20 protein-coding genes and 1 tRNA gene are annotated in these 21,766 nt (G+C 73.3%); 12 read left to right on the top strand and 9 right to left on the bottom strand.

Translation table 11 applies throughout. The features are described 5' to 3' along the window. Window positions 1-83: 83 nt before the first annotated feature. The 4 genes from NOD94_RS29085 to NOD94_RS29070 all read right to left on the bottom strand — a co-directional run bounded on the left by NOD94_RS29085 (window position 84) and on the right by NOD94_RS29070 (window position 4,124). Window positions 84-725, bottom strand: a complete 642-nt coding sequence (locus NOD94_RS29085) for a DUF4937 domain-containing protein (RefSeq protein ID WP_281209111.1) — start codon at window positions 723-725, stop codon at window positions 84-86. Between the two features lie 103 nt (window positions 726-828). Further along, on the bottom strand, window positions 829-1,764 hold the full coding sequence (locus NOD94_RS29080; RefSeq protein ID WP_281209110.1) for a formylglycine-generating enzyme family protein: 936 nt from the start codon (window positions 1,762-1,764) through the stop codon (window positions 829-831). 190 nt (window positions 1,765-1,954) lie between these two features. Further along, on the bottom strand, window positions 1,955-3,373 hold the full coding sequence (locus NOD94_RS29075; protein WP_281209109.1) for a sulfatase: 1,419 nt from the start codon (window positions 3,371-3,373) through the stop codon (window positions 1,955-1,957). 214 nt (window positions 3,374-3,587) lie between these two features. Beyond that, window positions 3,588-4,124: a hypothetical protein gene (locus tag NOD94_RS29070; protein ID WP_281209108.1), complete on the bottom strand. Its 537-nt coding sequence runs from the start codon at window positions 4,122-4,124 to the stop codon at window positions 3,588-3,590. Window positions 4,125-4,628: 504 nt separating this feature from the next. Here NOD94_RS29070 and NOD94_RS29065 point away from each other — a divergent pair. Next, complete coding sequence (locus tag NOD94_RS29065; RefSeq protein ID WP_281209107.1) at window positions 4,629-6,362, top strand: glycoside hydrolase family 71 protein; 1,734 nt, start codon at window positions 4,629-4,631, stop codon at window positions 6,360-6,362. A 164-nt stretch (window positions 6,363-6,526) separates the two neighbouring features. Continuing rightward, a complete protein-coding gene (locus NOD94_RS29060) occupies window positions 6,527-7,675 on the top strand; it encodes an aminotransferase class V-fold PLP-dependent enzyme (RefSeq protein WP_281209106.1) in 1,149 nt (382 codons plus the stop codon). Here the strand turns inward: NOD94_RS29060 and cobF are convergent. After that, window positions 7,662-8,414 (bottom strand): precorrin-6A synthase (deacetylating), encoded by a 753-nt coding sequence (cobF, locus tag NOD94_RS29055; protein WP_281209105.1) that lies wholly within the window; start codon window positions 8,412-8,414, stop codon window positions 7,662-7,664. The genes NOD94_RS29060 and cobF overlap by 14 nt on opposite strands. 18 nt (window positions 8,415-8,432) lie before the next feature. On the opposite strand from cobF, the gene NOD94_RS29050 reads away from it, so the two are divergent. Genes NOD94_RS29050 through NOD94_RS29035 form a run of 4 tightly spaced genes read left to right on the top strand, consistent with a single transcriptional unit; the run spans window position 8,433 to window position 11,720 of the window. Then, window positions 8,433-9,188 (top strand): (Fe-S)-binding protein, encoded by a 756-nt coding sequence (locus NOD94_RS29050; RefSeq protein ID WP_281209104.1) that lies wholly within the window; start codon window positions 8,433-8,435, stop codon window positions 9,186-9,188. Next, the gene (locus tag NOD94_RS29045; RefSeq protein WP_281209103.1) at window positions 9,185-10,702 is read left to right on the top strand and encodes a lactate utilization protein B; all 1,518 of its coding nucleotides are present in this window, start codon (window positions 9,185-9,187) and stop codon (window positions 10,700-10,702) included. Before NOD94_RS29050 ends, NOD94_RS29045 begins: the two co-directional genes overlap by 4 nt. Continuing rightward, the gene (locus NOD94_RS29040; protein ID WP_281209102.1) at window positions 10,699-11,319 is read left to right on the top strand and encodes an LUD domain-containing protein; all 621 of its coding nucleotides are present in this window, start codon (window positions 10,699-10,701) and stop codon (window positions 11,317-11,319) included. The genes NOD94_RS29045 and NOD94_RS29040 overlap by 4 nt, the downstream gene beginning before the upstream one ends. A 5-nt stretch (window positions 11,320-11,324) precedes the next feature. Beyond that, a complete protein-coding gene (locus NOD94_RS29035) occupies window positions 11,325-11,720 on the top strand; it encodes a VOC family protein (protein ID WP_281209101.1) in 396 nt (131 codons plus the stop codon). Here the strand turns inward: NOD94_RS29035 and NOD94_RS29030 are convergent. Beyond that, entirely contained in the window at window positions 11,697-12,176 is a 480-nt protein-coding gene (locus NOD94_RS29030) for a DUF309 domain-containing protein (protein ID WP_281209100.1), read from the bottom strand. The genes NOD94_RS29035 and NOD94_RS29030 overlap by 24 nt on opposite strands. A 110-nt stretch (window positions 12,177-12,286) precedes the next feature. On the opposite strand from NOD94_RS29030, the gene NOD94_RS29025 reads away from it, so the two are divergent. Together NOD94_RS29025 and NOD94_RS29020 are read left to right on the top strand one after the other, a co-directional pair. Next, window positions 12,287-12,360: transfer RNA gene (locus NOD94_RS29025), tRNA-Pro, on the top strand. Between the two features lie 248 nt (window positions 12,361-12,608). After that, on the top strand, window positions 12,609-13,997 hold the full coding sequence (locus tag NOD94_RS29020; protein WP_281209099.1) for a phosphatase PAP2 family protein: 1,389 nt from the start codon (window positions 12,609-12,611) through the stop codon (window positions 13,995-13,997). 1 nt (window position 13,998) lies between these two features. Here the strand turns inward: NOD94_RS29020 and NOD94_RS29015 are convergent, their stop codons facing one another. The 3 genes from NOD94_RS29015 to NOD94_RS29005 form a co-directional block, all read right to left on the bottom strand. Next, window positions 13,999-14,847, bottom strand: a complete 849-nt coding sequence (locus NOD94_RS29015; protein ID WP_281209116.1) for a DUF4436 domain-containing protein — start codon at window positions 14,845-14,847, stop codon at window positions 13,999-14,001. Window positions 14,848-14,974: 127 nt separating this feature from the next. After that, a complete protein-coding gene (locus tag NOD94_RS29010) occupies window positions 14,975-16,144 on the bottom strand; it encodes an agmatine deiminase family protein (RefSeq protein ID WP_281209098.1) in 1,170 nt (389 codons plus the stop codon). Window positions 16,145-16,324: 180 nt separating this feature from the next. Continuing rightward, on the bottom strand, window positions 16,325-16,939 hold the full coding sequence (locus tag NOD94_RS29005; protein ID WP_281209097.1) for a helix-turn-helix domain-containing protein: 615 nt from the start codon (window positions 16,937-16,939) through the stop codon (window positions 16,325-16,327). Window positions 16,940-17,053: 114 nt separating this feature from the next. Between NOD94_RS29005 and NOD94_RS29000 the strand changes: the two genes are divergently transcribed. From NOD94_RS29000 to ureA, 4 genes are all read left to right on the top strand, one after another. Then, window positions 17,054-18,769: a serine/threonine protein kinase gene (locus tag NOD94_RS29000; protein ID WP_281209096.1), complete on the top strand. Its 1,716-nt coding sequence runs from the start codon at window positions 17,054-17,056 to the stop codon at window positions 18,767-18,769. A gap of 126 nt (window positions 18,770-18,895) precedes the next feature. Further along, on the top strand, window positions 18,896-20,065 hold the full coding sequence (locus NOD94_RS28995) for an agmatine deiminase family protein (RefSeq protein WP_281209095.1): 1,170 nt from the start codon (window positions 18,896-18,898) through the stop codon (window positions 20,063-20,065). Window positions 20,066-20,199: 134 nt separating this feature from the next. Further along, entirely contained in the window at window positions 20,200-20,781 is a 582-nt protein-coding gene (locus tag NOD94_RS28990; protein WP_281209094.1) for a TetR/AcrR family transcriptional regulator, read from the top strand. A gap of 443 nt (window positions 20,782-21,224) precedes the next feature. Next, a partial coding sequence (ureA, locus tag NOD94_RS28985; protein ID WP_281209093.1) for an urease subunit gamma occupies window positions 21,225-21,766 on the top strand: 542 nt, incomplete at its 3' end.

Below are 21,766 nucleotides of genomic sequence, written 5' to 3'. Positions count from 1 at the left end.
GTGCCCCGCACCCGGGGCGCAAGTCTTTCCGGCCACAGCACTCGCCTTCCGCCGGGGCGGTTCCGGGACGTCCGCGTCACGCGTCAGCGGTGGGCGGTGGCCACGACGCACCAGTCCCGCTCCAGGGGTATGAGGTGACCGGTCATCGAGCGGAGGTGGTCCGAGAGCCCGGCACGGGCGCGCAGTACGGGGAAGCGCGTGGTGCGGTAGCGGTCGTGAGCGGCGAGGTCGGACCAGAGGGTGGTGACCAGGTACCGGTCCGGGGCGAGTCGGGTGACCACGCCCGCCCGCATGCCGCCCGCCGCCGCCATGCCCGGTCCCCATACGCGGCGCTGTACTTCCAGGAAGTGGTCCGCCCGGCCCGGCAGCACCCGGCAGTCGGCGACCCGCAACAGCCCCGCGCCCTCGAAGGCCCGGGGCAGGTCCGCCGTCTCGCCGGCAACTTCGAGGACGGTCTCACCCGTGGCGGTCTCGATCGCGCTGTAGGCGCCGCCCTGGCCGCTCAGGGCGAACACCTCGTCGTGCCGCTCACGCATGAAGCGCCCGTAGGACTCGGAGTCGCTCCACAGCCCCAGGATCCGGGCGCCACCGGAATCCCGGTCCCAGCCGCCGACCTGCCCGACCAGGCCCACTTCGTCACCGATCGCCGCCCAGGCACGTTGGGCGGACCCGAACCTGCCCCGCGCCGCCACCGGCACCGTGCAACCGATCCACTTCCCCCACATGCGAACCGCCCCCTCCATGGTCGAGCCGACCCCACGATCATCGCGCTCGGCCCCCGGTGGGCGTCAATCGGTCCGAGGTATCAAGGCACCCCCTACCTGCGACTTAAGCCGTTCGGGACCCCGCCACCCGGAAGCCGATGTTTCCCGAGGAGCTGTCGGGGGTGTTGCGGGTGCGGGCCGCGACGCGGTACCGGTTGCAGTACGAGTCGTGGCACATGTGGGAGCCGCCCCTCATCGACCGCTCCGGGCCCGCCGGAGCGAACCGGTCGGCGCACCACTCCCACACGTTGCCGACCGTGTTGTAGAGCCCGTACCCGTTGGGCCGGAAGGACTTGGCCGGTGCGGTGCCCGCGTAGCCGTCGGCCCGGGTGTTGTGCCGGGGGAAGTCGCCGTTCCAGATGTTGCACATGTACCGCCCGTCCGGACGGAGTTCGTCCCCCCAGGGGTAGCGGCGCCCCTCCAGTCCGCCGCGTGCCGCGTACTCCCACTCGGTCTCCGTGGGCAGCCGGGTCCCGGACCAGGCGCAGTACGCCTGCGCGTCGTTCCAGGACACGTGCACGACGGGGTGGTCCTGGCGGGCGGAGAAGGACGTGCCGGGCCCTTCCGGTCGGCGCCAGTCGGCGCCGGACACCGCCCGCCACCAAGGAGTGCCCGCCACGGCCGGGGAGAGCGCCGCGAGTTCGGCGTCGAGGAAGCCGGCGAAGACGAAGCTGAAGCCGAACGACTCGGCCTCGGTGACGTGCCCGGTGGCCTTCACGAACGAGGCGAACTGCGCGTTGGTGACGGTGGTCGGGGCGATGCGGAACGCCCCGACCACCGCCTCCCGGACGGGCCCCTCGCCGTCCGCCGGGAACCCGTCCGCGTCCTCGGTCCCCATCAGGAAGCGGCCGCCTGGGAGGTCGAGGAGACCGCGCGCGGCCCGTCCGGCCGCCGGGTCAGCGCGGGGACGCGGCCCCGGCGCTGCGGGGGCGGTGAGGGTGACGGCGGTCAGGGTGACGGCGGCTTCCCGGACGGGAGTGCAGCAGGGCTTCGGCGGCATGCGTGAGGTCTCTCCTGAATGGGGGTGTACGGGGTTCGGCGGATCCGGGCACGTCACCCGGCCCGAACCGCACCGGGTCGGGCGCCACCGGGTCCGGTCCGCACCGGTCCGGTCCGCACCGCGGGTCGGGGCGCAACCGGTGTCGGGCCTCCGACGGTGGCCGGACAGCCGGTGACGCCCCGACCCCGTGTCAGGCGGCGCGGTCTGCCGCCAGCCGGGCCGCCAGGGCCGGTATTCCGAGGGCCTGTTCCTGCTGCGGGGTGGCCTGGTGCAGCAGGTTCCGCAGCTGGTGGGGGTCGGTGGCCAGGTCGTAGTACTCGCGGAAGGTGACCTGACCGGTGCCGGAGACCGCGCCGGTGGCGTCCGTGTGCAGGTCGTAGTACTCCGTGTACTGCTTGTCCTTGGCCACGTACGAGGCCCAGGTCTTCGGCCCGGTCCCGTCCGTGCCCTGCTTCCACCACTGGACCAGCAGGTGGTCGCGGGAGGCGGTGCCGAGCAGGGACTGGCCGTCCTGGCCGGCGGGCCGTGGGATCCCGGCGGCGTCGAGGATCGTCGGCGCGATGTCGATGTTGGCGACGATCCGGCCGTCGGTGGTTCCGGAGCCGAGCCCGCCGGCCGGCCACGACAGGTAGAACGGCACCTCGTGCGCGGGGGAGTAGGGCACGGACTTCTTCAGCCAGCCGTGGTCGGCCCAGGTGTAGCCGTTGTCGCCGGTGAAGATGACGAGCGTGTTCTCCAGCTGCCCCGTCGCGGCCAGGCGGGCCCGGATCGCCTGGACGGCGTCGTCCACGGACAGCAGGCTGCGCAGCTGCCGCGTGCGCAGCTCCCTCGCGTCGTCGAGGGTGCCCGTGGCGTTGCGGATGTACGGCGGCTTGTCGGAGCGGTCCGCCTCAGGGACGGAGGGGCGGCCGTTCCACGCGGGCACGGGCGTCTCGGCGTACTTGGGCGCGGGGACGTTCGGCGCGTGGGAGGCGTACGGGGTCACGTACGCGAACCAGGGCCGGTTGTCGGTGGCCGCCTTGTCGATGAAGGTGAGGGTCCGGTTCTTGATGATGTTGGTGGTGTAGCCGTCGATCTGCTGCACGGTTCCGTCGACGTTCCAGCGGGCGTCGTTGTAACCGGGCTGGAGCAGGGCCCACTCCTCGAAGTGCGGCGGGTTGTCCGCCAGCGCCCAGGAGTTGAGGTACTTGCCGAACAGCCCGGTGCGGTAACCGGCCTGCTTCAGGTGGCGCTGCACGGTCGTGGACTGGTCGAGGCTGTGCGAGGCCGCGTTGTTGCGGACGCCGTGATGGTGCGCGTGCTTGCCGGAGAACACGGACGAACGCGAGGGCGCGCACAGCGGGGTCGCCGAGTGTCCGTGGGTGAAGGTGACGCCCTGGCCGCCGAGCCAGGCGATGGTCTTCGGGAGCGCCCATTCGGTGTGCTTGGGATGGTCGTCGGTGACGATCAGCAGGATGTTCGGCCGTGCGGCGGACGTCCCGGAACCGGCAGGGGCGGCCTGCGCGAGGCCGGCCGGAGCCGCTGCGGAGGCGGCGACGGCGGCGGCGCCGGCGAGGAAGCCGCGCCGGCCGACCGTGGCGGCGCGGGGCGTGCTGGGGTGCTCGCTCACGAGGGTCTCCTGTACGTGCGGGGCGGGGTGACGTACGTACCGGGCTCGGGGCAGGCCGCAGCCGCGCCGAAACCCGCAGGTCAGACCCTAGGAGTCGAGGTCGCCGCACTCAATGGACCGCGCATGTCAGTGCCGTGGCAGTGCTGTGGCGGCCGTGTGGCGCGGGTGTACCGCGCGGGTGAACGCCGTTCCCGGCGGGTGAACTCCGTTCCCGTCAGAGCCGGTGCACCCGGCCCTGGCCGACGGCGAGCGGGTACCGACCGGCGGCCAGCACCCGCAGTCCCGGCGCGACGGTGAGGAGCGCGCGGAGCCACTCCAGGGTGCGCGGGGCCAGCCGGTCGCAGTCGTCCAGGACGAGGAGCATGTCGCGTTCCGCGAGCCACGAGGCGGCGTTCGCCGTGCCGCACGGCAGGAAGGGCATCCCGGGCAGGCAGCCCAGCGCGTCCACCAGTTCGCGGACGCTGCCGTCGTGCCGGACGGCGATGACGGCGGCTCCGTCGCAGAAGTTCGAGGCCAGCCTCAGGGCGATGTCCCGGACCAGCAGGCTCCGCGGTTCGCGGAACCGGCCCGTGACGGTGAGGACCCGGCCCCGCCGCACGGCGGTGAGCAGGACGGACAGCTCGGTGGACGTGGTCGGCAGCAGTGTTCCGGCGGATCCGGCCATGCCGGACGCCCTGGATTCCCCCATCGGCACGATGCCCCCCATTGCATGCGTGACCAGGTGCGGCCACAGGGATGCTTCGAGCCGCATGTCGACGATTATCCGCCAATTCCATTGCGTCACCAGGGGAATGCCGCATTCCGTCGAAGGTGTGTGCGGAGGACCCCCGCCATCGCCTCCCGACCGTCACGACCCCCACCGGGTTCCGTACGTGGCTTCCGTCGGCCGGATGGTGGAGTGCCCGTAGACGGCCGCCGGCGGGCCCGGGAACGCCCTCGGCCCGGACGTCCCCGGCAGGTCCGGACCACCGGCCGGACCACCCGTGGGACCACGCCCGGCCGGCCGGCCGTACCCGGTGCAAAGCGTTGCGGATGCGTGCGCGCGACCCCGTCCGGGCGCCACCGCCCGCGCGTGCCAAGGCCACCGGAGCCGGGCGTGCATGAGCCCCGGCAAAGCGGTCGGCGTAGTTCCCGTGGTCCCGGTGACGTACGTACGGAGCCCGGGCTTCCGGGGAACGGTTGTCCGGACGACGGGAATCGGCTCTACTGCTGTGCAGCCCCGTCGGCGGGGCATATTCCAGGGAGGGGCCCCACCATGAGAGCGGACCGGCGAGCGGACCGGCGCACGGACGGGCGGGCAAGACCCTCAGGGCACCGGCGGCGCCGCGGCCGGCGGGGCCTCAAGACCCTCCTGGCCCTCCTGCTGTCCGCCTTCTTCCTGGTCGGCGTGTGCGCCGCCACCGGCATCGCCTGGGACCCCTTCGCGGCGGGAGCAACCGAGCGGAACGCGGCGCCCGACATCAACGTGCCCCGGTCCACCGGGCCCGACGGTCCGGCCACCCCCGAGGCCTCCGCCACGCCCGAGCCCGAGCCCAACCCCGGCGAACCCCGTGACGAAGGCACCGCCGGGACGACACCGCCCGGCGGCACCGGGGGACAGGCCGGCGCGGCCGGCGCTCGGCCCCCCGGCGCCCTCCCCTTCGACCTGCCGCAGCCCGCCGCCCTGCGCACCGGGGCCGCGGGCCGCAAGCTGGTGTTCGCCCACTACTTCACCCCGTACCCGCTCTCCCTGGACAACGCGAGCGCCGACGGCGACTACTACACCCGCAACTACCTGAACCCGGACGGCGAGAGCGGCAAGCACGAGCGCTACGGCGGCCTGCTGCGCGACCGCCCGCTGCCCGTCCAACCCAAGGAGGGCAACTGGGAACTGGCCAACCTCCGGCAGGAGGTGCGCACCGCCCGGGACGCCGGCATCGACGGGTTCACCCTCGACATGCTCTCGCTGAGCGGAAAGAACTGGGAGCGGTCCAACCTCCTGATGGAGGCGGCCCGTTCGGTCGACCCCGGCTTCAAGATCATGCTGATGCCCGACATGACCTCGCTGAAGACGGACGACCCCGCCGTGCTCGCCGACGCCGTCGCGGCACTCGGGAAGTCCCCCGCCGCGCACCGCCTCGGCGACGGCCGGCTGGTCGTCTCCCCGTTCAAGGCGGAGGCCAAGGACGTGGGCTGGTGGACCAGGGTCATCGACACCCTCCGCACCAAGCACGGCATCCGTACCGCCTTCGTCCCGCTCTTCCTCGACTTCGGCGCGCACAACGGCGAGTTCGCCCCGATCAGCTACGGATTCTCCGAGTGGGGCAGCCGCTCCTACGTCGGTCAGGAGAGCTCCACCCGGGACGTCGACCGTGCCCACGACCTGGGCAAGATCTGGATGCAGCCCGTGTCGGTGCAGGACGCCCGCCCCAACCAGGGCATCTACGACGAGGCCGGCAACACGGCGACCCTGCGCTCCACCTGGACCCGCGCCATCGACGACGGCGCCGACTGGGTGCAGCTGACCACCTGGAACGACTACTCCGAGGGCAGTCAGTTCGCCCCGTCCCTGCACAACGGCCACACCTACCTGGACCTGACCTCGTACTACCTGACCCGGTTCAAGACGGGCAGTTGGCCCCAGGTGGTCCGGGACACCCTGTACCTCACCTCCCGCACCCAGTTCGCCTCGGCCGACCCGAGCGGCGACCAGTCGCTGGTGATGAACCTGCGCAAGGGCAGCGCCGCCCCCCGGGACACGGTGGAGGTGCTCAGCTTCCTGAAGGAGGCGGCGACGGTCCGGACCACCGTCGGCTCCGCCCGGGACGAACACCGGGCACCGGCCGGCGTCCATTCCGAGCTGCTCCCGCTGAAGCCGGGAACCAGTTCGGCGGAGGTCGTCCGCGACGGTCGGGCCGTGACGGAGGTCGACCTGCCCTACCCGGTCGAGCACAAGGTGGAGGTCCAGGACCTCCAGTACTACGCGGCCACCAGCGGCCGGGGAACGTAACCCCGCGCACCCGGCGGGGCGGGCCCGGTCACCCGGCCGGGCGGCACCGCCGGGCGGCGGCGCAGGCCACCTTGCCGGTATTGGCCTTTCGCGGGCGGGCGGATCCCCTGCATGATCCGGATGCCGCGCACGCCGCGCGCGCCGCACCCGACCGGAGGTACCCCGTGACCGAGCCGTCCGCCCCGCCCGCCTTCCCCGACGGCCCGGCCCTCTTCCGGCTGGACCCGGCCGTCGCCCACCTCAACCACGGCTCGTACGGCGCGGTCCCGATCCCGGTACTGGACGCCCAGGAGGCCCTGCGGGCCGAGGCCCACGCCGACCCCGACGCGTTCTTCGCCTCCGTCCCCGACCGGCTGGACGCGGCCCGGGTCCGGATCGCGGCACACCTGGGGGCGGACCCGGCAGGCATCGCCTTCATCTCCAACGCCACCGAGGGCGCCAACCTCGCCCTCGACGCGATCCCGCTCGCCGACGGCGACGAGATCCTGGTCACCGACCACGGCTACGGCACCGTCGTCACGGCCGCCGCCCGACGGGCCCCCGTCACCACCGTGACCCTGGACCCGTTCCTGCCCGACGAGGACGCCGTCCGCGAGACCGTACTGGCCGCCCTGACGCCCCGCACGAAGGTGGCCCTGCTCGACCACGTCAGCTCGCCCACCGCCCGCCTGATCGCCGGACCCCGGCTGCTCGCCGACCTCGCCGCCCGCGGCGTCACCACCGTCGTCGACGGCGCCCACACCCCCGGCACGCTGGCCCGACCGATCGCCTCCGGCGCCGACTTCTGGTTCGGGAACCTCCACAAGTGGGGGTACGCCCCCTCCGGCAGCGCCGTCCTCGCCGTCGCGCCCGCCCACCGGGCCCGGGTCCGGTCCTTCACCCCGTCATGGGAGGACCACCGGGGCTTCCCGCTGTCCGTCGAGTACCGGGCCACCGCCGACTACACGGGCTGGCTCGCCGCACCCGAGGGCCTCGACCTCCTGGAGCGGCTCGGCGCGGCCGACGTGCGCGCCCACAACCACGCCCTGGCCGCCTACGGGGCCGGGCTCCTCGCCGAGGTTCCCGGGCTCACCCCGCTCCCGTGGACCGAGGGCCTGCCGCTGCGCTCGCTGCTCCTGCCGCCCGGCACCGCCGAGACCCAGGACGCCGCCCGGGCGATGCGGGAGGAACTCGCCGCCAAGCTCCGTACGCGGGTCCTGGTCTGGCCCCGCCGGGGCGGCGGCGGCCTGCGCGTCTGCGGCCAGATCTACAACCGCGCCGAGGAGTACGAGCGCCTCGCCGCGGCGCTGCCCGCCTACCTCAGGGGCGCCTGAGCAGATACGTGTCCATGATCCAACCCTTGCGGGCGCGGGCCTCGGTGCGCAGCTCCTCGATCCGGCCGGCCACCTCGGCCAGCTTCCCCGAGACCAGGATCTCGTCCGGGGTGCCGACGTAGGCACCCCAGTAGATGAACAGGTCCTGGTCGAGGTGGGCCGTGAAGGCGTGTCGGGCGTCCAGCATCACCACCACGTCGTCCACGTCCCGCGGCCAGCCCTCCGCGAGCCGCCGGCCCGTGGTGATCTGCACCGGGCGTCCGACCCGGTTCAGGTTCGTCCGGTGCCTGGCCAGCAGCGCCGACACGCTGCTGATGCCGGGCACCACCTCGTGCTCGAACGCCACCCGCCCGTGCTCCAGCACCTCGTCGAGGATCGCGAGGGTGGAGTCGTAGAGCGAGGGGTCGCCCCACACGAGGAACGCCCCCGTCTCACCCTCCGCGAGGTCCTCGGCGATGAACCGCTCGAAGATCTCGGCCCGCGCGCTGCGCCAGCCGTCCACGGTCGGGGTGTAGTCGGAGGGGGTCCGGTCGCGGTCCGGATCGCGGCCCTCGACGAGCCGGTGCCCCGGACGGGCGTGCGCGTCGAGCATCGCGCGCCGCAGCCCCGTCAGGTCCGACTTCTCCTCCCCCTTCTCCAGAATGAGGAACGCGTCCGCCGCGCCGATCGCCCGGACCGCCTGGAGGGTCAGGTGGTCCGGGTCGCCCGCGCCGATGCCGATCACTGAGAACTTCTTCACCCGGCTATTCTGCCCGTCATGCGTGCCGCCCTGTTCGTCACCTGCGTCAACGACGCGTTGTACCCCCGGACCGGCATCGCCGTCGTCCGTCTCCTGGAGCGCCTCGGCGTCGAGGTCGACTTCCCCGCGGCCCAGAGCTGCTGCGGCCAACCGCAGTACAACACCGGCTACCGGCGGGAGAGCGAACCGCTCCTGCGCCGCACCGCCGAGGCCTTCGCCGGACACCGCTACGTGGTCACCCCCTCCGGTTCCTGTGCCGCGATGATCCGCGGGCACTACCCGCGCATCGGCCGCGAGGCGGCCCGGGAGGGCCGGGGAAGCGCCCTGGAGGAACTCGCGGCCGGACTCGTACCGCACGTGTACGAGCTCACCGAGTTCCTGGTGGACGTCCTCGGCGTCACCGACGTCGGCGCCCACTTCCCGCACACCGTCACCTACCACCCGTCCTGCCACGGCCTGCGGGCCCTCGGCCTGGGCGAGCGCCCCCGCCGGCTGCTGGCCGCCGTCAAGGGCCTCGAACTCGTCGAACTGCCGGGCGCCGAGGAGTGCTGCGGCTTCGGCGGGACCTTCGCCGTCAAGAACGCGGACGTCTCCGCCGCCATGGGCGCGGACAAGATCCGAAACGCCCGCGCCACCGGCGCCGAGGTGCTCTGCGGCGCCGACAACTCCTGCCTCGCCCACCTCGAAGGCACCCTCCGCCGCGCCGGAGCGCCGCTGCGCGCCCTGCACCTGGCCGAGATCCTGGCCTCGACCGAGGAGGAACCGCTGCGATGACCCGCCCCCCGGCCACCCACCTCGGCATGCCCGCCTTCCCCGCCCCCTTCCCGGCCTTCCCCACGGCCGCCCGCGAGGCCGTACGGGACGAGGTGCTGCGCGGCAACCTCCGGCACGCCACCCACACCATCCGCGACAGACGTGCCCGGGCCGTGGCCGAACTGTCCGACTGGGACCGGCTGCGCGCCGCCGGGAAGGCCGTCAAGGACCACACCCTGCGCCGGCTCGACCAGTACCTGCTGCAACTGGAGGCCGCCGTCACCGCCGCGGGCGGCACCGTCCACTGGGCCGTCGACGCCGACGAGGCGAACCGGATCGTGACCGACCTGGTCCTGGCCACCGGGGAACGGGAGGTCGTCAAGGTCAAGTCGATGGCCACCCAGGAGATCGGCCTCAACGAAGCCCTGGAGGCCGCCGGGATCGCCGCCTACGAGACGGACCTCGCCGAACTCATCGTCCAGCTCGGCCACGACCGGCCCTCCCACATCCTGGTCCCCGCCATCCACCGCAACCGGGGCGAGATCCGCGACATCTTCCGCACCGAGATGGGCCGCCTGGGCCGCCCGGCACCGCCGGACCTCGGTGACGACCCGCGCGAACTCGCCGAGGCCGCCCGCCTGCACCTGCGCGAGAAGTTCCTGCGCGCCAAGGTGGCCGTCTCCGGGGCCAACTTCATGGTCGCCGAGACCGGGACGATGGTCGTCCTCGAATCCGAGGGCAACGGCCGCATGTGCCTCACCCTCCCCGAAACGCTGATCTCGGTCGTCGGCATCGAGAAGGTCGTCCCCACCTTCCGTGACCTGGAGGTCTTCCTCCAGACCCTGCCGCGCTCCTCGACCGCCGAACGCATGAACCCGTACACGACCATGTGGACCGGACTGGGGCCGTCGAAGGGCGCCGACGGCGACGGCCCATCTGCCTTCCACCTCGTCCTCCTCGACAACGGCCGCACCGACACCCTCGCCGACGAGACCGGCCGCCAGGCCCTGCGCTGCATCCGCTGCTCCGCCTGCCTCAACGTCTGCCCGGTCTACGAACGCGCCGGCGGCCACGCCTACGGCTCCGTCTACCCCGGGCCGATCGGCGCCATCCTCAGCCCCCAACTCCGCGGCACCGGCAGCGACATCGACGCCAGCCTGCCCTACGCCTCCACCCTGTGCGGCGCCTGCTACGAGGTCTGCCCCGTCGCCATCGACATCCCCGAGGTCCTCGTCCACCTCCGCGAACGGGTCGCCCAGGGCGGCCCGGTCACCCGCGACGGCGTCCGCGTACGCATCCGCCCCGTCCGCGGCCACACCGCGGAACGGGCCGCCCTGCGCGCGGCCCGCCTCCTGCTCGACCGCCCGGGCGCCCTGCGCGCGGGGGAGCGGCTGCTGTCCCGGGCCCGCCGGCTGCGCCCGCGCCGGCTCCCCGGACCCGGCCGCGCCTGGACCGACACCCGTGACCTGCCCGACGTACCCGCCGAGTCCTTCCGCGACTGGTGGACCCGAGAACGGGAGACGCCCCGACCGTGAGCAGCAAGGACCGCATCCTCGCCCGCATCCGCCGGGCCGCCTCCGGCCCCGACCCCACCGTCCCCCGGGACTACCTCCGCGTCCACGGCGCCCGCACCCCCGCCGAAGCCGCCGACCTGCTCGCCGCGAACCTCACCGAGTACCGGGCGACGGTCCACCGCGCCGACGAGGACGGCCTCCCGCTGCTCCTGACCCGGCTGCTGTCCCGGCACGAGAGCGTCCTCGTACCGCCCGCCCTGCCCCCGCACTGGCTCTCCGCCGCCGGTCCCACCCGGATCCACGACCGGGCCTCGTCCACCCCGCGCGAACTGGACCGCGTCGGAGGCGTGGTCACCGGCTGCGCCCTCGCCATCGCCGAGACGGGCACCATCGTCCTGGACGGCGGGCCCGACCAGGGCCGGCGCCGCATCACCCTGATCCCCGACCACCACGTCTGCGTGGTCCGCGTCCCCGACCAGCTCGTCGACTCCGTCCCGCAGGCCCTCGAACGCCTCGACCCCACCCGCCCGCTGACCTGGATCTCCGGCCCCTCCGCCACCAGCGACATCGAGCTCGACCGGGTGGAGGGCGTGCACGGCCCCCGCACCCTGGACGTCGTCCTCCTCGGCGCACAATAGGGCCCATGCCCTCCCACATCGCCCTCACCGCCCTCGTGGTCCACGACTACGACGAGGCCATCGACTTCTACACCCGCGCCCTCGGCTTCGACCTGGCCGAGGACACCGCACGCCCCGACGGCTCGCGCTGGGTCGTCGTCCGCCCGCCGGGCGCCGAGGAGAGCGCCCTGCTGCTGGCCCGCGCCAAGGACGACGCACAGCGCTCCCGCGTCGGGGACCAGACCGGCGGCCGCGTCGGCTTCTTCCTGTACACCGACGACTTCGCGCGCGACCACGCCCGGATGACGGCCGAGGGCGTCCGCTTCCTGGAGGAGCCGCGGCACGAGGCGTACGGTTCCGTCGCGGTCTTCGAGGACCTCTACGGCAACCGCTGGGACCTACTGCAGCCCGCCGCCGCGTAGCCGCGGGGCCTCCCGCGCGGCATCCACGACGGCCCCGCCGTCCACCCGGTGGGCCAACTCGCCGGCCCACCGGACCAGCCCCGGCAGGTCCAGTCCGTACGTCCGCGTCACCCCGTCGAGTGAGGCCGCGCCCCGCCGCAGCAGCCGGGCCCCGCCGAGCGCGTTCCCCCGGGCCGCGTGCGTCAGCCCCACCGCCAGCTGCGCCAGCCCGCGCCACAACGGTGCCGCGTCGGCGGGACCCGACTTCCAGGCGTCCTCGAACACCTCGTGCGCGTGGAACGGCATTCCGGCGTCCAACAGCCGCTGAGCCTCCGCGACCGTCGCCGCGGGGGAGCGCACCACCCCCTCCGGCTGCCGTTCGACGCCGGCCGCTCCGTAGGGCAGCGGCCGGCCCAGTCCGTCCCTCGGTCGCGCGCTGCGCGCCCGTCCCTCACCGTCCCGGTCCCTTGCGTTCACCCGGCCATCCTCTCCCGCGCCGATTTACCCGTGCACGCACACCCCTCAGCGTGGGGTAATGTTCTGCATGTGCCCGCCGCACGGGGGAAAACCCCAGGTGGAAGGCACAACGGGACGTGGCGCAGCTTGGTAGCGCACTTGACTGGGGGTCAAGGGGTCGCAGGTTCAAATCCTGTCGTCCCGACAGTGCATGAAGCACGTCGGAGGTCGTTCTCTCACTTGGAGAGGACGACCTTTCGTGCGTTACGGGTGCGCCGGAGGCGGCCCGTTCGGGGGTCACCGGCCGGCCGGTGACCCGTCGGGTTCGGGCCAACCCCCTCGACCGCAAGCCGTTCCTCGCACCCACGAGCGAGTCGGCGCGGTCACTCCGTTAACATGTTCGAGCCAACGGTAGGTGGCAGGCATGTTGACATCAGACAAAGCGGCTGGAAATTGATATCTAAGGTGTCGCGACTTCTCTCGCGAACAGAAAACGGCACCGACTCCGCTGCGTGGCGTCGGCCGCAGGTCCTGCTGTGGGCCACCGTGGGTGTGGTGGGACTCGGGTTCCTCATCGCCCTGGAGATAGCCGCCCGCGGGTACGGCAAGCCCGGACCGATCACCGTCCAGTGGCGCGAGCTGATCTTCGCACCCCAGTCGGGGACCGTGCTGTACGCCAGCATGACACTGATGCTGGTCGTGCTGACCTGGCGGCAGCGGTTCATCGCCGTCGGCGCCGCGATCGGCATCGACCTCGTGTTCTGGCTCGTACGGTGGATCGTCGGAGCCCAGATGATGTTCGGCAGCGGCGCCCTGTGGGTGACGCTCGGCTGCGCCGTCATCGCCGTCACGCGCCGCACCGGCCGCGAACGCCGGCTGCTGCTCATGGGCGTCGGGTTGGCCCTGCTGCTCGTGACCGGCCGCAAGACCGGCTACACCTGGCTGCTGATCACCTCGCAGACCCGCCCGATGGTGCTCGACCAGTACGTGGCGACCGCCGACCAGGCGCTGGGCAACCCCTCGTGGGTGGTGGGCCGGATCGTCGAGGCCACCGGCACGGTCGGCGCCCACGTCCTCGAATGGGTCTACATCCAGCTCGCGGTGGGCGCGGTGCTCGTCGCGCTGTACCAACTGCGCAACGTGGCGGCCGAGCGCCGGTTCCCCAGCCACCACCTGGTGCGCACGTTCCTGGTCATCGGCCTGCTGGGACCCGGCATCTACATGATCTTCCCGGTCGTCGGGCCGATCTTCGCCTACGGCGCCGAGGGCGAACAGTGGGCGCTCGCCGACCTCTGGCCCCACACGGCGCCGCCCATCGGCGTGCCCGTACCGATGCCGTTCGACGAGTTCACCCCGCGCAACTGCATGCCCAGCCTGCACACGGCGTGGGCCACCGCCATCTTCATCCACTCCCGCAAGGGCCCGCGCGCCCTGCGCTACCTGGGCACGTTCTGGCTCGTCGCGACCCTCGGCGCCACGCTCGGATTCGGCTACCACTACGGCGCCGACATCATCTCCGGCATCGTGTTCACGCTCACGATCGAGGCGGGCCTGCGGGCGCAGGCCCGTGGCTGGGACCGGTCGGCGACCCGGGTGGTCGTCCACGGCACCGTTGTGTTCGTCGCGATGCTGGCCTCCTACCGCTACCTGCCGGTCCGGATGGCCGAGCTCCCGTGGCTGTTCGGACCGCTGCTCGTTCTGGCGACCGCCTCGGTGGTCCTCCTCTACGTACGGACCACCCGGCGTTGGGACCGGGAGGCGGCCTCGGCCGTCGCCCCCGTACGCGTGCCGGAACAGCGGCGCGAGCAGCAGCCCGAGCAGGAGCCCGAGCTCGTCGTCTGACTCAGGGCGCGGGGGAGTCCCCGTCGGCCGCCGGTACGGGTACCGGCGGCTCGGCGCGGATGCCCGAGATGACCACCGTGATGAGGCAGAAGGCGATGACCGTCTCCGCCCACAGGAAGGCGATGTAGTCGAGCAGGCAGCCGATGGGCGGGGCGCCCGGGGCGGTGTTGCGGAACGCGGCCAGGGCGAACAGGGTGGCGGCCATCCAGCCCAGCGCGGGCCAGGTCAGGCCCTTGCGGCGGGTGACCAGGTACCAGCCGCCGATCAGCACCGACACGGCCAGTGCCCACATGGCGAGCATCATGAACACCGCGAACAGCAGCACGCTGTTGGACCGGGCCAACCCCACGTCGAGGACGGCCACGTCCTGTGAGGTCGAGGCGTCGGCCGCGGCCGAGAACAGCACGTCGTTGTTCGAGAGCGTGACGCGCACCGGCACCCTCTCCCCGCCGGCCGTCGCCCCGAACTCGACGGCCGCCTCGTACGCGTCGAACGGATAGTCCGTGATCGAGCCGCCCGTCAGGGCGACCGGCACGTCCGTGGTCGCGATCCGCTGGTGCGCCTTGAACGCCAGGTCGCCCCTGGTGGTCGCCGAGGTCTGGACGGTGAGGTCCTCGGCGGGGGAGATGCCGCCCGCCTCGGCCAGAGCCCCCCGGGGCGTGACCAGCACCCGCAGCACCATCTCCCGACCGGCGGCGTCGACGCGCTGGATGGTGGCGCTGATGTCGACGCGGTCCGGGTCGTCGAGGCCCGCCGTGTAGACCGTGTCCAGCGCCTGCCGCTCCCCGAACTGGAGCCACGCCCCCACGGCCACCGCCGCCAGGATGGCGGCCACGAGCAGGGCGGGCAGCGGCCTGAGGCGGCGCGCTGGCGGTGACGGGCGAGGGGACGCCGACGGGCGCGGGGACTCGGTCACGGTGGCTCCGGGGTGCGGGGGCGTGGGGTCCGGCCGACGGCCACGGGCCGTTCGGGGCCGGTCAGGCGGCGGGCTTGCCCGGCTGGTCGTGGGTCGAGCAGTGGATCCCGCCGCCGCCCGAGGCGATGGTGTCGATCTTCACCGGGACGACCTCCCGCTTGGGGAAGTGCTCCCGCAGGATGCCCCGGGCCCGGTCGTCCGCCTTGCGGTCCCCGAACTGGGGCATGAAGACCGATTCGTTGGCGACGTAGAAGTTGGCGTAGGTGGAGACGAAGTCGTCACCCTCGCCCGTGATCCGGTTCAGGTCGGGCTGTGGCAGGTCGACGACCTCGAAGCGGCGGCCCCGGGCGTCCGTCGCCTTCGACAGGACGGACTTCGCCTGGTCCGCCGAGCGGGACCACGAGTCCGCGGGAGTGCTCGGGTGGGCGCGGTCCAGCAGCACCACACCGGGCGCGGTGAAACGTACGAGGCTGTCGACGTGCGCGTCGGTGATGTCCTCGCCGCGCACCCCCGCCAGCCAGATGACCTTCTCCACGCCCAGGGTCTGCTTGAGCTCCGCCTCGATCACGTCCCGGGATTTACCCCGGTTGCGGTTGTCGTTGACGATCGAGCTCTCGGTGATCAACAGGGTGCCCTCGCCGTCGGGCTCGAAGGAACCGCCCTCGGCGACGAGCGGGGCCTGCGCCCGGGGGATGCCGTACTTCTGGAGCAGGAGACGTCCGACCTGGCCGTCGTTCTTGTGCTCCTGCTTGTTGCCCCAACCGTTGAAGTTGAAGTCGACGCCGACGACCTTGCCGCCCTCCTCGACGAACACGGGGACGGTGTCGCGGGCCCACAGGTCGTCGACGGCCAGCGGGATGACCTCGACCTGCGAGCCGCACGCCCGCTGGGCCGCGCCGACCTGGTCGGGCCGGGCCATCATGACCACGGCCTCGAACTCGCCGACGGCCCGCGCGATCCGCGCGATGTCCTCCCGCACGTAGGGCAGGTCCCGCTCCCAGACCGAGGTCAGGGCGGGCCAGGACATGTAGGTGCGGGTGTGGCTCTCCCACTCGGCGCCGAGCCGCCGCTTCGCGGCGTGGCCGGGGGCCCCGGAGGGCCGCGCGGAGCCGGTTGCGCCGGGTTGCGCCCCGGACGCGGCGGGACCGCAGGCCGCCGCGCCGAAGACGGCGGCGCCCAGACCGGCGAGGGCCTGGAGGACGCTCCGGCGGTTGGGGGGAGTGAACGACACGGGGGACTCCGATCGTGTGCTGGCGGAGCGAAGGCGTCCGGCCAGGACGGGCACGGGCGGCGCGGCACGGGGCCGGCGCGCCGGGCCCTACGACTAGGGTGCACGCTTTGCACCGAGAACGGCCGGTACGCACGGAATGTGGTGCGGCCATGTTCGTCCACTGTGGCACTGACTGGAAATTCAGTCAATTTGCCGGATCGGGGAACCGAGGAGGTCGATTTCGACTCCGATCGCGCCGCGCATGAGGTCACGGGCGTGCCCGACGGGCAACAGTCCGCTCAGCCAGCGACCGCTCAGACCCTCCAGGAGGGCGGTCAGGCGCTCGGCTGCGGCGGTGACGGCGGCGGCGGGCGCCGCCGGACACAGGGCGCCGAGCAGTCCGGCGACCTCCTCGACCCAGGCGGCGCCCGCAGCGGTGAGTTCCTCGCGCAGCTCGGGGTCGAAGATCGTGTGGGCCCGCAGTTCTCCCCAGGCGGTGCTGTTCTCGCGCACTTCGGGCAGGTCCTGGAATTCGAGGAGCAGGGTGCGCTCCAGAAGCCGCCGCGGGTCCTCGGCGGCCGGTCCCGTCGGGCCCGCGGGCGCGACGGAACCGGTTCCGGTGTAGCGGTCGGCCCGGTCGCCGATGAAGGCCAGGGCGTGCCGCAGGATGCCGGTCCGGTCCTTGAAGTGGTAGTAGATCAAGGCGGTCGACACGCCGGCCTCGGCCGCGAGCTCGCCCACCCTGAGCCCGCGGACCCCCCGTCGGGCGATGACCCGGGCGGCGCCCTCCAGGATGGCCCGTCTGCGATCCGACATGGGGTGATCCTCCTCCTGGCGGTGTGCGTCTCGCATTGTCACACATTGACTGAAACTTTAGTTAGCGGCACGATGCGCCCCAGGTCATTGCCGCATCGTTGAAAGAGCCACCGCATGTTCGCTCAGCCCCCCGGCGCCCAGCCGGCCCGTACGGCCCTGTCCGCCGACGACCCCCGCGAGATAGGCGGCTACCGCCTCCACGCCCGGCTCGGAGCCGGCGGCATGGGGGTGGTGTACCTGGCGTACACGCCCGGTGGCCGGCCCATCGCGCTGAAGGCCGTCCGCAGGGAGTTCGCGGCGGATCCCGAGTTCCGCGAGCGCTTCGCCCAGGAGGTGGCCGGCGCCCGCCGGATCCACGGGCTCTTCACGGCGCAGGTGGTCGACTCCGGAGAGGACGACCGGACCCCGTGGCTCGCCACGGCCTACGTGCCCGGCCCCAGCCTGCACCAGGTCGTGCAACGGCACGGGCCGCTGCCGGTCCGCTCGGTCCTGCTGCTCGTCGCGGGGATCGCCGAGGCGCTCCAGGCGATCCACCGGGCGGGCGTCGTGCACCGGGACCTCAAGCCGGCCAACGTGCTGATCGCCGGGGACGGGCCGCGAGTGATCGACTTCGGCATCGCGCGGGCCGCCGACGCCGCCGCCCTGACCGGCACGGGCGTGCGGATCGGCACCGCCGCGTTCATGGCCCCGGAGCAGGCGCTGGGCCGACCGGTCACCGCCGCGACCGACGTCTTCGGGCTCGGCGCGCTCGTCGGGTTCGTGTCGTCCGGGGTCCCGCCCTTCGGGAACGGGCCGGAATCAGGGGCCCTGTACCGGGTCGTCCACGAGCACCCGGACCTCGCCCCCGTTCCGCCCGAGCTCCACGACCTGGTGTCCTGGTGCCTCGCCAAGCGCCCCGAGGACCGTCCGACGACGGGCGAGCTGATCGCCGCCGTCCACGCGCACCCCCTCGTGGGCCCCCGGCCGGAGTTCACGGAGGGCTGGCTGCCCCGGTCGGTCCTGGCGGAGGTCGGCGGCCCCGCCGACCCCGGGCCGCCGAGCCGGCGGCCCCAGGCGGGCCCGCCCGCGCCGGAGCACTTCCGGCCGACCGTGACGGCGACGGCGTACTCGGCCCCCGGGGTCGCCGGGAACACCTCCGGCGGCGCGTACCCGGCGGCCTCCGTGGAGCCGGCCCGCGCCGTCGCCCCGGCCCCTGACCGCCGTGACCGCAGTGACCGCCCTGACCGGCGCGACCGGCGGCGCGGACGGCGGCTGCCCGTGTGGGCCGCCGCCGCGGCCCTGTTGGCCTGCGCGGGCGCCGCGTACTGGTTCGGCTTCCCCGAGGGGGAGTGGGAGGACCCGGCCGCCGGGCCCGACCCCGCAGCCACGGGCTCCACCACGAGCCCCGGCGCGCCCGCCGCGACCCCCGGCGCCTCGGCGACCGGCCCCGGCGCCGCGCCGCCCCGGCCCACGGGGGTCGCGTACGTGCCGGGCTACGCGGGGGCCCGGCTCACCGCGCCGGACTCCGGCTACGAGTTCGACCTGCGGGCCGGGAAGGTGGTACCCGCCGAAACGGCTCCCTGGTACCTGGCGCGCGGAACGGACGCCTTCCTGCTGTCCGAGGAGTCGGACGCCTTCGTCCCGGACGGAAACGCATCGCCCACCGCGGAGGACTGCGCGCGCGGGATCGAGACCCGGCCGGTGACGACCCTGCCGTTCAAGGCGCTCACGAAGGAGCGTCCGTTCTGTGTGCGAAGCCCTGACCAGCGGGAAATCGTGATCGTCCGGCTGGTGGAGGCGGTGGCGGGAGGGCCCGTCACGATCGCGGTCGACCACTTCGGGCGCAGCTGATCCGGCGAAGTGGGACCGCGCCCGGAAGCGGGCCGGCGGGTGACGGCAGCAGGTCGCAGAGGTTGACTGAATTTTCAGTTAGGGGAAGGATGCCGTGCATCCGCCCCTCCTCATCAGGGAGTCACCATGGACACCACCCCCCGCACCTCCCGCCGCCAAGTGCTCCGGATCGGCGCGGCGGCCGTGCCGCTGGCGGCCCTCGGCGCCACCCTTCCGCCCCTGACGCGGGCCGCCTCGGCCGCGCAGTCCGCGGCGGGCACGCTCCGCATGCCCGCCGAGACGGACCGGCACATCCGTACGTACATGGCCTGGCCGGCCCTCGCCTCGGTGTGGGACGACAAGCTCGCAGCGGTACGCCGGGACATCGCCGAGGTGGCACACGCGATATCGCGCTACGAGCCGGTCGTGGTGCTGGCCCGCCCCGGGCAGGTCGCCGAGGCCCGCCACCAGTGCGGACTGGGCGCCTACTACGGCATCCAGGTCATCGACATCCCCAACGACGACCTTTGGATCCGCGACTTCGGCCCCACCTTCGTCGTCGCCCCCGGCGCGGTCGCCGGCGTGGACACCAACTTCAACGGCTGGGGCAAGACCGGCACCACGTACGCCCAGCCCTTCGCCAACGACGCGGCGGCCGCCCGCACGCTCCTCGCCGAGTACGAGGTGGACCGGATCCGGGCGGGCTTCGTCGGCGAGGGCGGCTCGCTGGAGACCGACGGGGAGGGCACCCTGCTGGCCACGGTCAGCTCGATGGTGAACGCCAACCGGAACCCGGGCATGAGCCAGGGCCAGGTCGAACAGGCCATGAAGTCGGCGCTCGGCATCGACAAGGTCATCTGGGTGCCGGGCCTCGCCGGCCAGGACATCACGGACTGCCACATCGACTGTCTGGCCCGGTTCATCGCGCCGGGCCGCGTCATCCTCGACAAGCCCGGCCCCGGCGCCGACAAGAAGTGGGTGGCCGTGTACGAGGAGACCAAGCGCGTCCTGCGGGGCGCCACCGACGCCCACGGCCGCCCCCTGGCCATCACCGAACTGCCCGGACCGGACCGGCGGGAGATCCGCGGCCGCGGGGAGGAGTTCCTCTCCAGCTACACCAACTACTACACGGCGAACGGCGCGGTGATCGCACCCCGATTCGGGGACGGCCCCGCAGACGGCGTGGCCCACGACATCCTCCGGGCCGCCTACCCCGGCCACCGCGTCGAGCAGCTCGCCATCGACGGCATCGCCTCGGGCGGCGGCGGCATCCACTGCGTCACCCAGTCGCACCCGGCCGCGCCCCCCGCCGTCTGATGGCCGAGCCGCCCCGGCCGGCGGGACCGGCCGGGGCGGCTCCCGGCCCCGCCGCGGCTCCCGCGTACGCGTTCCGTACTCCTGGTGACGGGCCGCGTACCGGCGTACCGGATCACCCGGGTAGGGTGCGGACCATGGCGTCTCGTAGTACTCAGATCCTCGAAGCCGCCGCCCGGGTGATCGCCCGGCGCGGTGTGCGCGGGCTGCGCGTGGAGGAACTCGCGGCCGAGGCCGGCGTGTCCACCGCCCTGATCTACTACCACTTCAAGGACCGTACGGGGGTCCTGCGGCACACGCTGGAGTTCATCAACGACCGCGCCGAGCGCTACACCACCGACCGGGACCCGGACGACCCGCCGCTCACCCCGCGCGAGGAGCTGGAGGAGACCCTCCTGCTGGAACTCCAGGACACCGTGGAGGTTCGGGAGAACAGCTCGGCCTGGGGCGAGCTGCGAGCGAGCGCCGTCTTCGACGAGGTCCTGCGCGAGGACCTCGCCCGGGCCACCCTGGTGTGGGTCCAGGAGGTGGCCGCGCTGCTCGGCCAGGTCCGGCCGATGTCGCCCGCCTCCGCGCTGGCCGCCGCCGCGGAGCGGCTCACGGCACTCCTGGAGGGCCTGAGCATGCGCTGGCTGAGCGGCGGCATCCAGATCGGCCATGCCCGTGACCTGATGCGGGGCGCCGTCGAGGCCGAGCTCGCGGGGCTCGGGCGGGGCTGACCCACGCCGCACCGGGGCCCGCCACGGCCCCGGACCCGCGTTTTTCCCCCGAAGCTTCCCCACCCGCGCCCCGGCGTGACACGACGCCCACCGAGTCGTCCGTTTCCCTCGGCGACCAGGTCTGTTCAACCTCTTGACTGAATTTTCAGTCAATGCCAGAGTGAGGCTCTCAGCAGGGCGGGGCCGGCCCTCCCACATCGTCGGACCGCCGGCCGGACCGTGTCACCCCACACCTCGCCCCGCTCCGGCATCACGTCGACGCACGTCTTGAAGCGTCCCCGCCGCGCCACCGGCCCCCGGCCGCCGCCTCGCGCACCACGCATCCGGACGGGCGGCGAAGCTCCGGCCCCGGCCGCCCCTCGCCCGCCCGCCCTTCCGGAGGAAGGAATGACCATGATGCTTTCGACCGGCCCGGACGCCGGGCGGGACGGCCGGAGGGCGACATGCCCCTGACCCCCACCGAACGCGACCGGCTCCTGCTGTTCACCGCCGCCGAACTGGCCCGCGCCCGCCACGCACGCGGCCTGCGCCTCAACGTGCCCGAGGCGACCGCGTTGATCGCGGACACCGTCTGCGAGGCGGCGCGCGACGGCCTGCGGCTGGCCGATGCCCTCGAACGGGGCCGCTGCGTCCTCGGCCCGGACGACGTCCTCCCCGGCGTCGTCGACATCGTCACCGAGATCCAGGTCGAGGCCGTCTTCGAGGACGGCACCCGGCTCGCCGCCATCAGCGACCCCTTCGGGGAGCGGGAGCGCGACGACCTCGCTCCCGGCGCCGTACTGCCCGCCGCGGACACGGTGGACGCCCCGGAGCCGGTCCTGACCGTGGCCGTCCGCAACACCGCGTCGGTGCCGGTCAGCGTCACCTCGCACTTCCATTTCTTCGAGGCGAACCCGCGCCTGGATTTCGACCGCGCGGCCGCGTACGGGATGCGGTTGTGCGTGCCGGCCGGGTCCTCCGTGCGGTTCGATCCGCACGGCGGGGC

Origin of the sequence: Streptomyces sp. Isolate_45 (genome assembly GCF_024721315.2) — a bacterium.
Classification (GTDB): Bacteria; Actinomycetota; Actinomycetes; order Streptomycetales; family Streptomycetaceae; genus Streptomyces.
Note: the sequence above shows the minus strand (reverse complement) of the source record. Positions and strands in the feature narration are given on the sequence as shown.

Excerpts from the sequence above, each read along its gene's own strand:
- NOD94_RS29085 (WP_281209111.1), bottom strand. The coding sequence starts at position 725 with ATGTGGGGGAAGTGGATCGGTTGCACGGTGCCGGTGGCGGCGCGGGGC.
- NOD94_RS29065 (WP_281209107.1), top strand. The coding sequence starts at position 4,629 with ATGAGAGCGGACCGGCGAGCGGACCGGCGCACGGACGGGCGGGCAAGA.
- NOD94_RS29035 (WP_281209101.1), top strand. The coding sequence starts at position 11,325 with ATGCCCTCCCACATCGCCCTCACCGCCCTCGTGGTCCACGACTACGAC.
- NOD94_RS28990 (WP_281209094.1), top strand. The coding sequence starts at position 20,200 with ATGGCGTCTCGTAGTACTCAGATCCTCGAAGCCGCCGCCCGGGTGATC.
- NOD94_RS28995 (WP_281209095.1), top strand. The coding sequence starts at position 18,896 with ATGGACACCACCCCCCGCACCTCCCGCCGCCAAGTGCTCCGGATCGGC.
- NOD94_RS29000 (WP_281209096.1), top strand. The coding sequence starts at position 17,054 with ATGTTCGCTCAGCCCCCCGGCGCCCAGCCGGCCCGTACGGCCCTGTCC.
- NOD94_RS29070 (WP_281209108.1), bottom strand. The coding sequence starts at position 4,124 with ATGCGGCTCGAAGCATCCCTGTGGCCGCACCTGGTCACGCATGCAATG.
- NOD94_RS29050 (WP_281209104.1), top strand. The coding sequence starts at position 8,433 with ATGCGTGCCGCCCTGTTCGTCACCTGCGTCAACGACGCGTTGTACCCC.
- NOD94_RS29080 (WP_281209110.1), bottom strand. The coding sequence starts at position 1,764 with ATGCCGCCGAAGCCCTGCTGCACTCCCGTCCGGGAAGCCGCCGTCACC.
- NOD94_RS29045 (WP_281209103.1), top strand. The coding sequence starts at position 9,185 with ATGACCCGCCCCCCGGCCACCCACCTCGGCATGCCCGCCTTCCCCGCC.
- NOD94_RS29005 (WP_281209097.1), bottom strand. The coding sequence starts at position 16,939 with ATGTCGGATCGCAGACGGGCCATCCTGGAGGGCGCCGCCCGGGTCATC.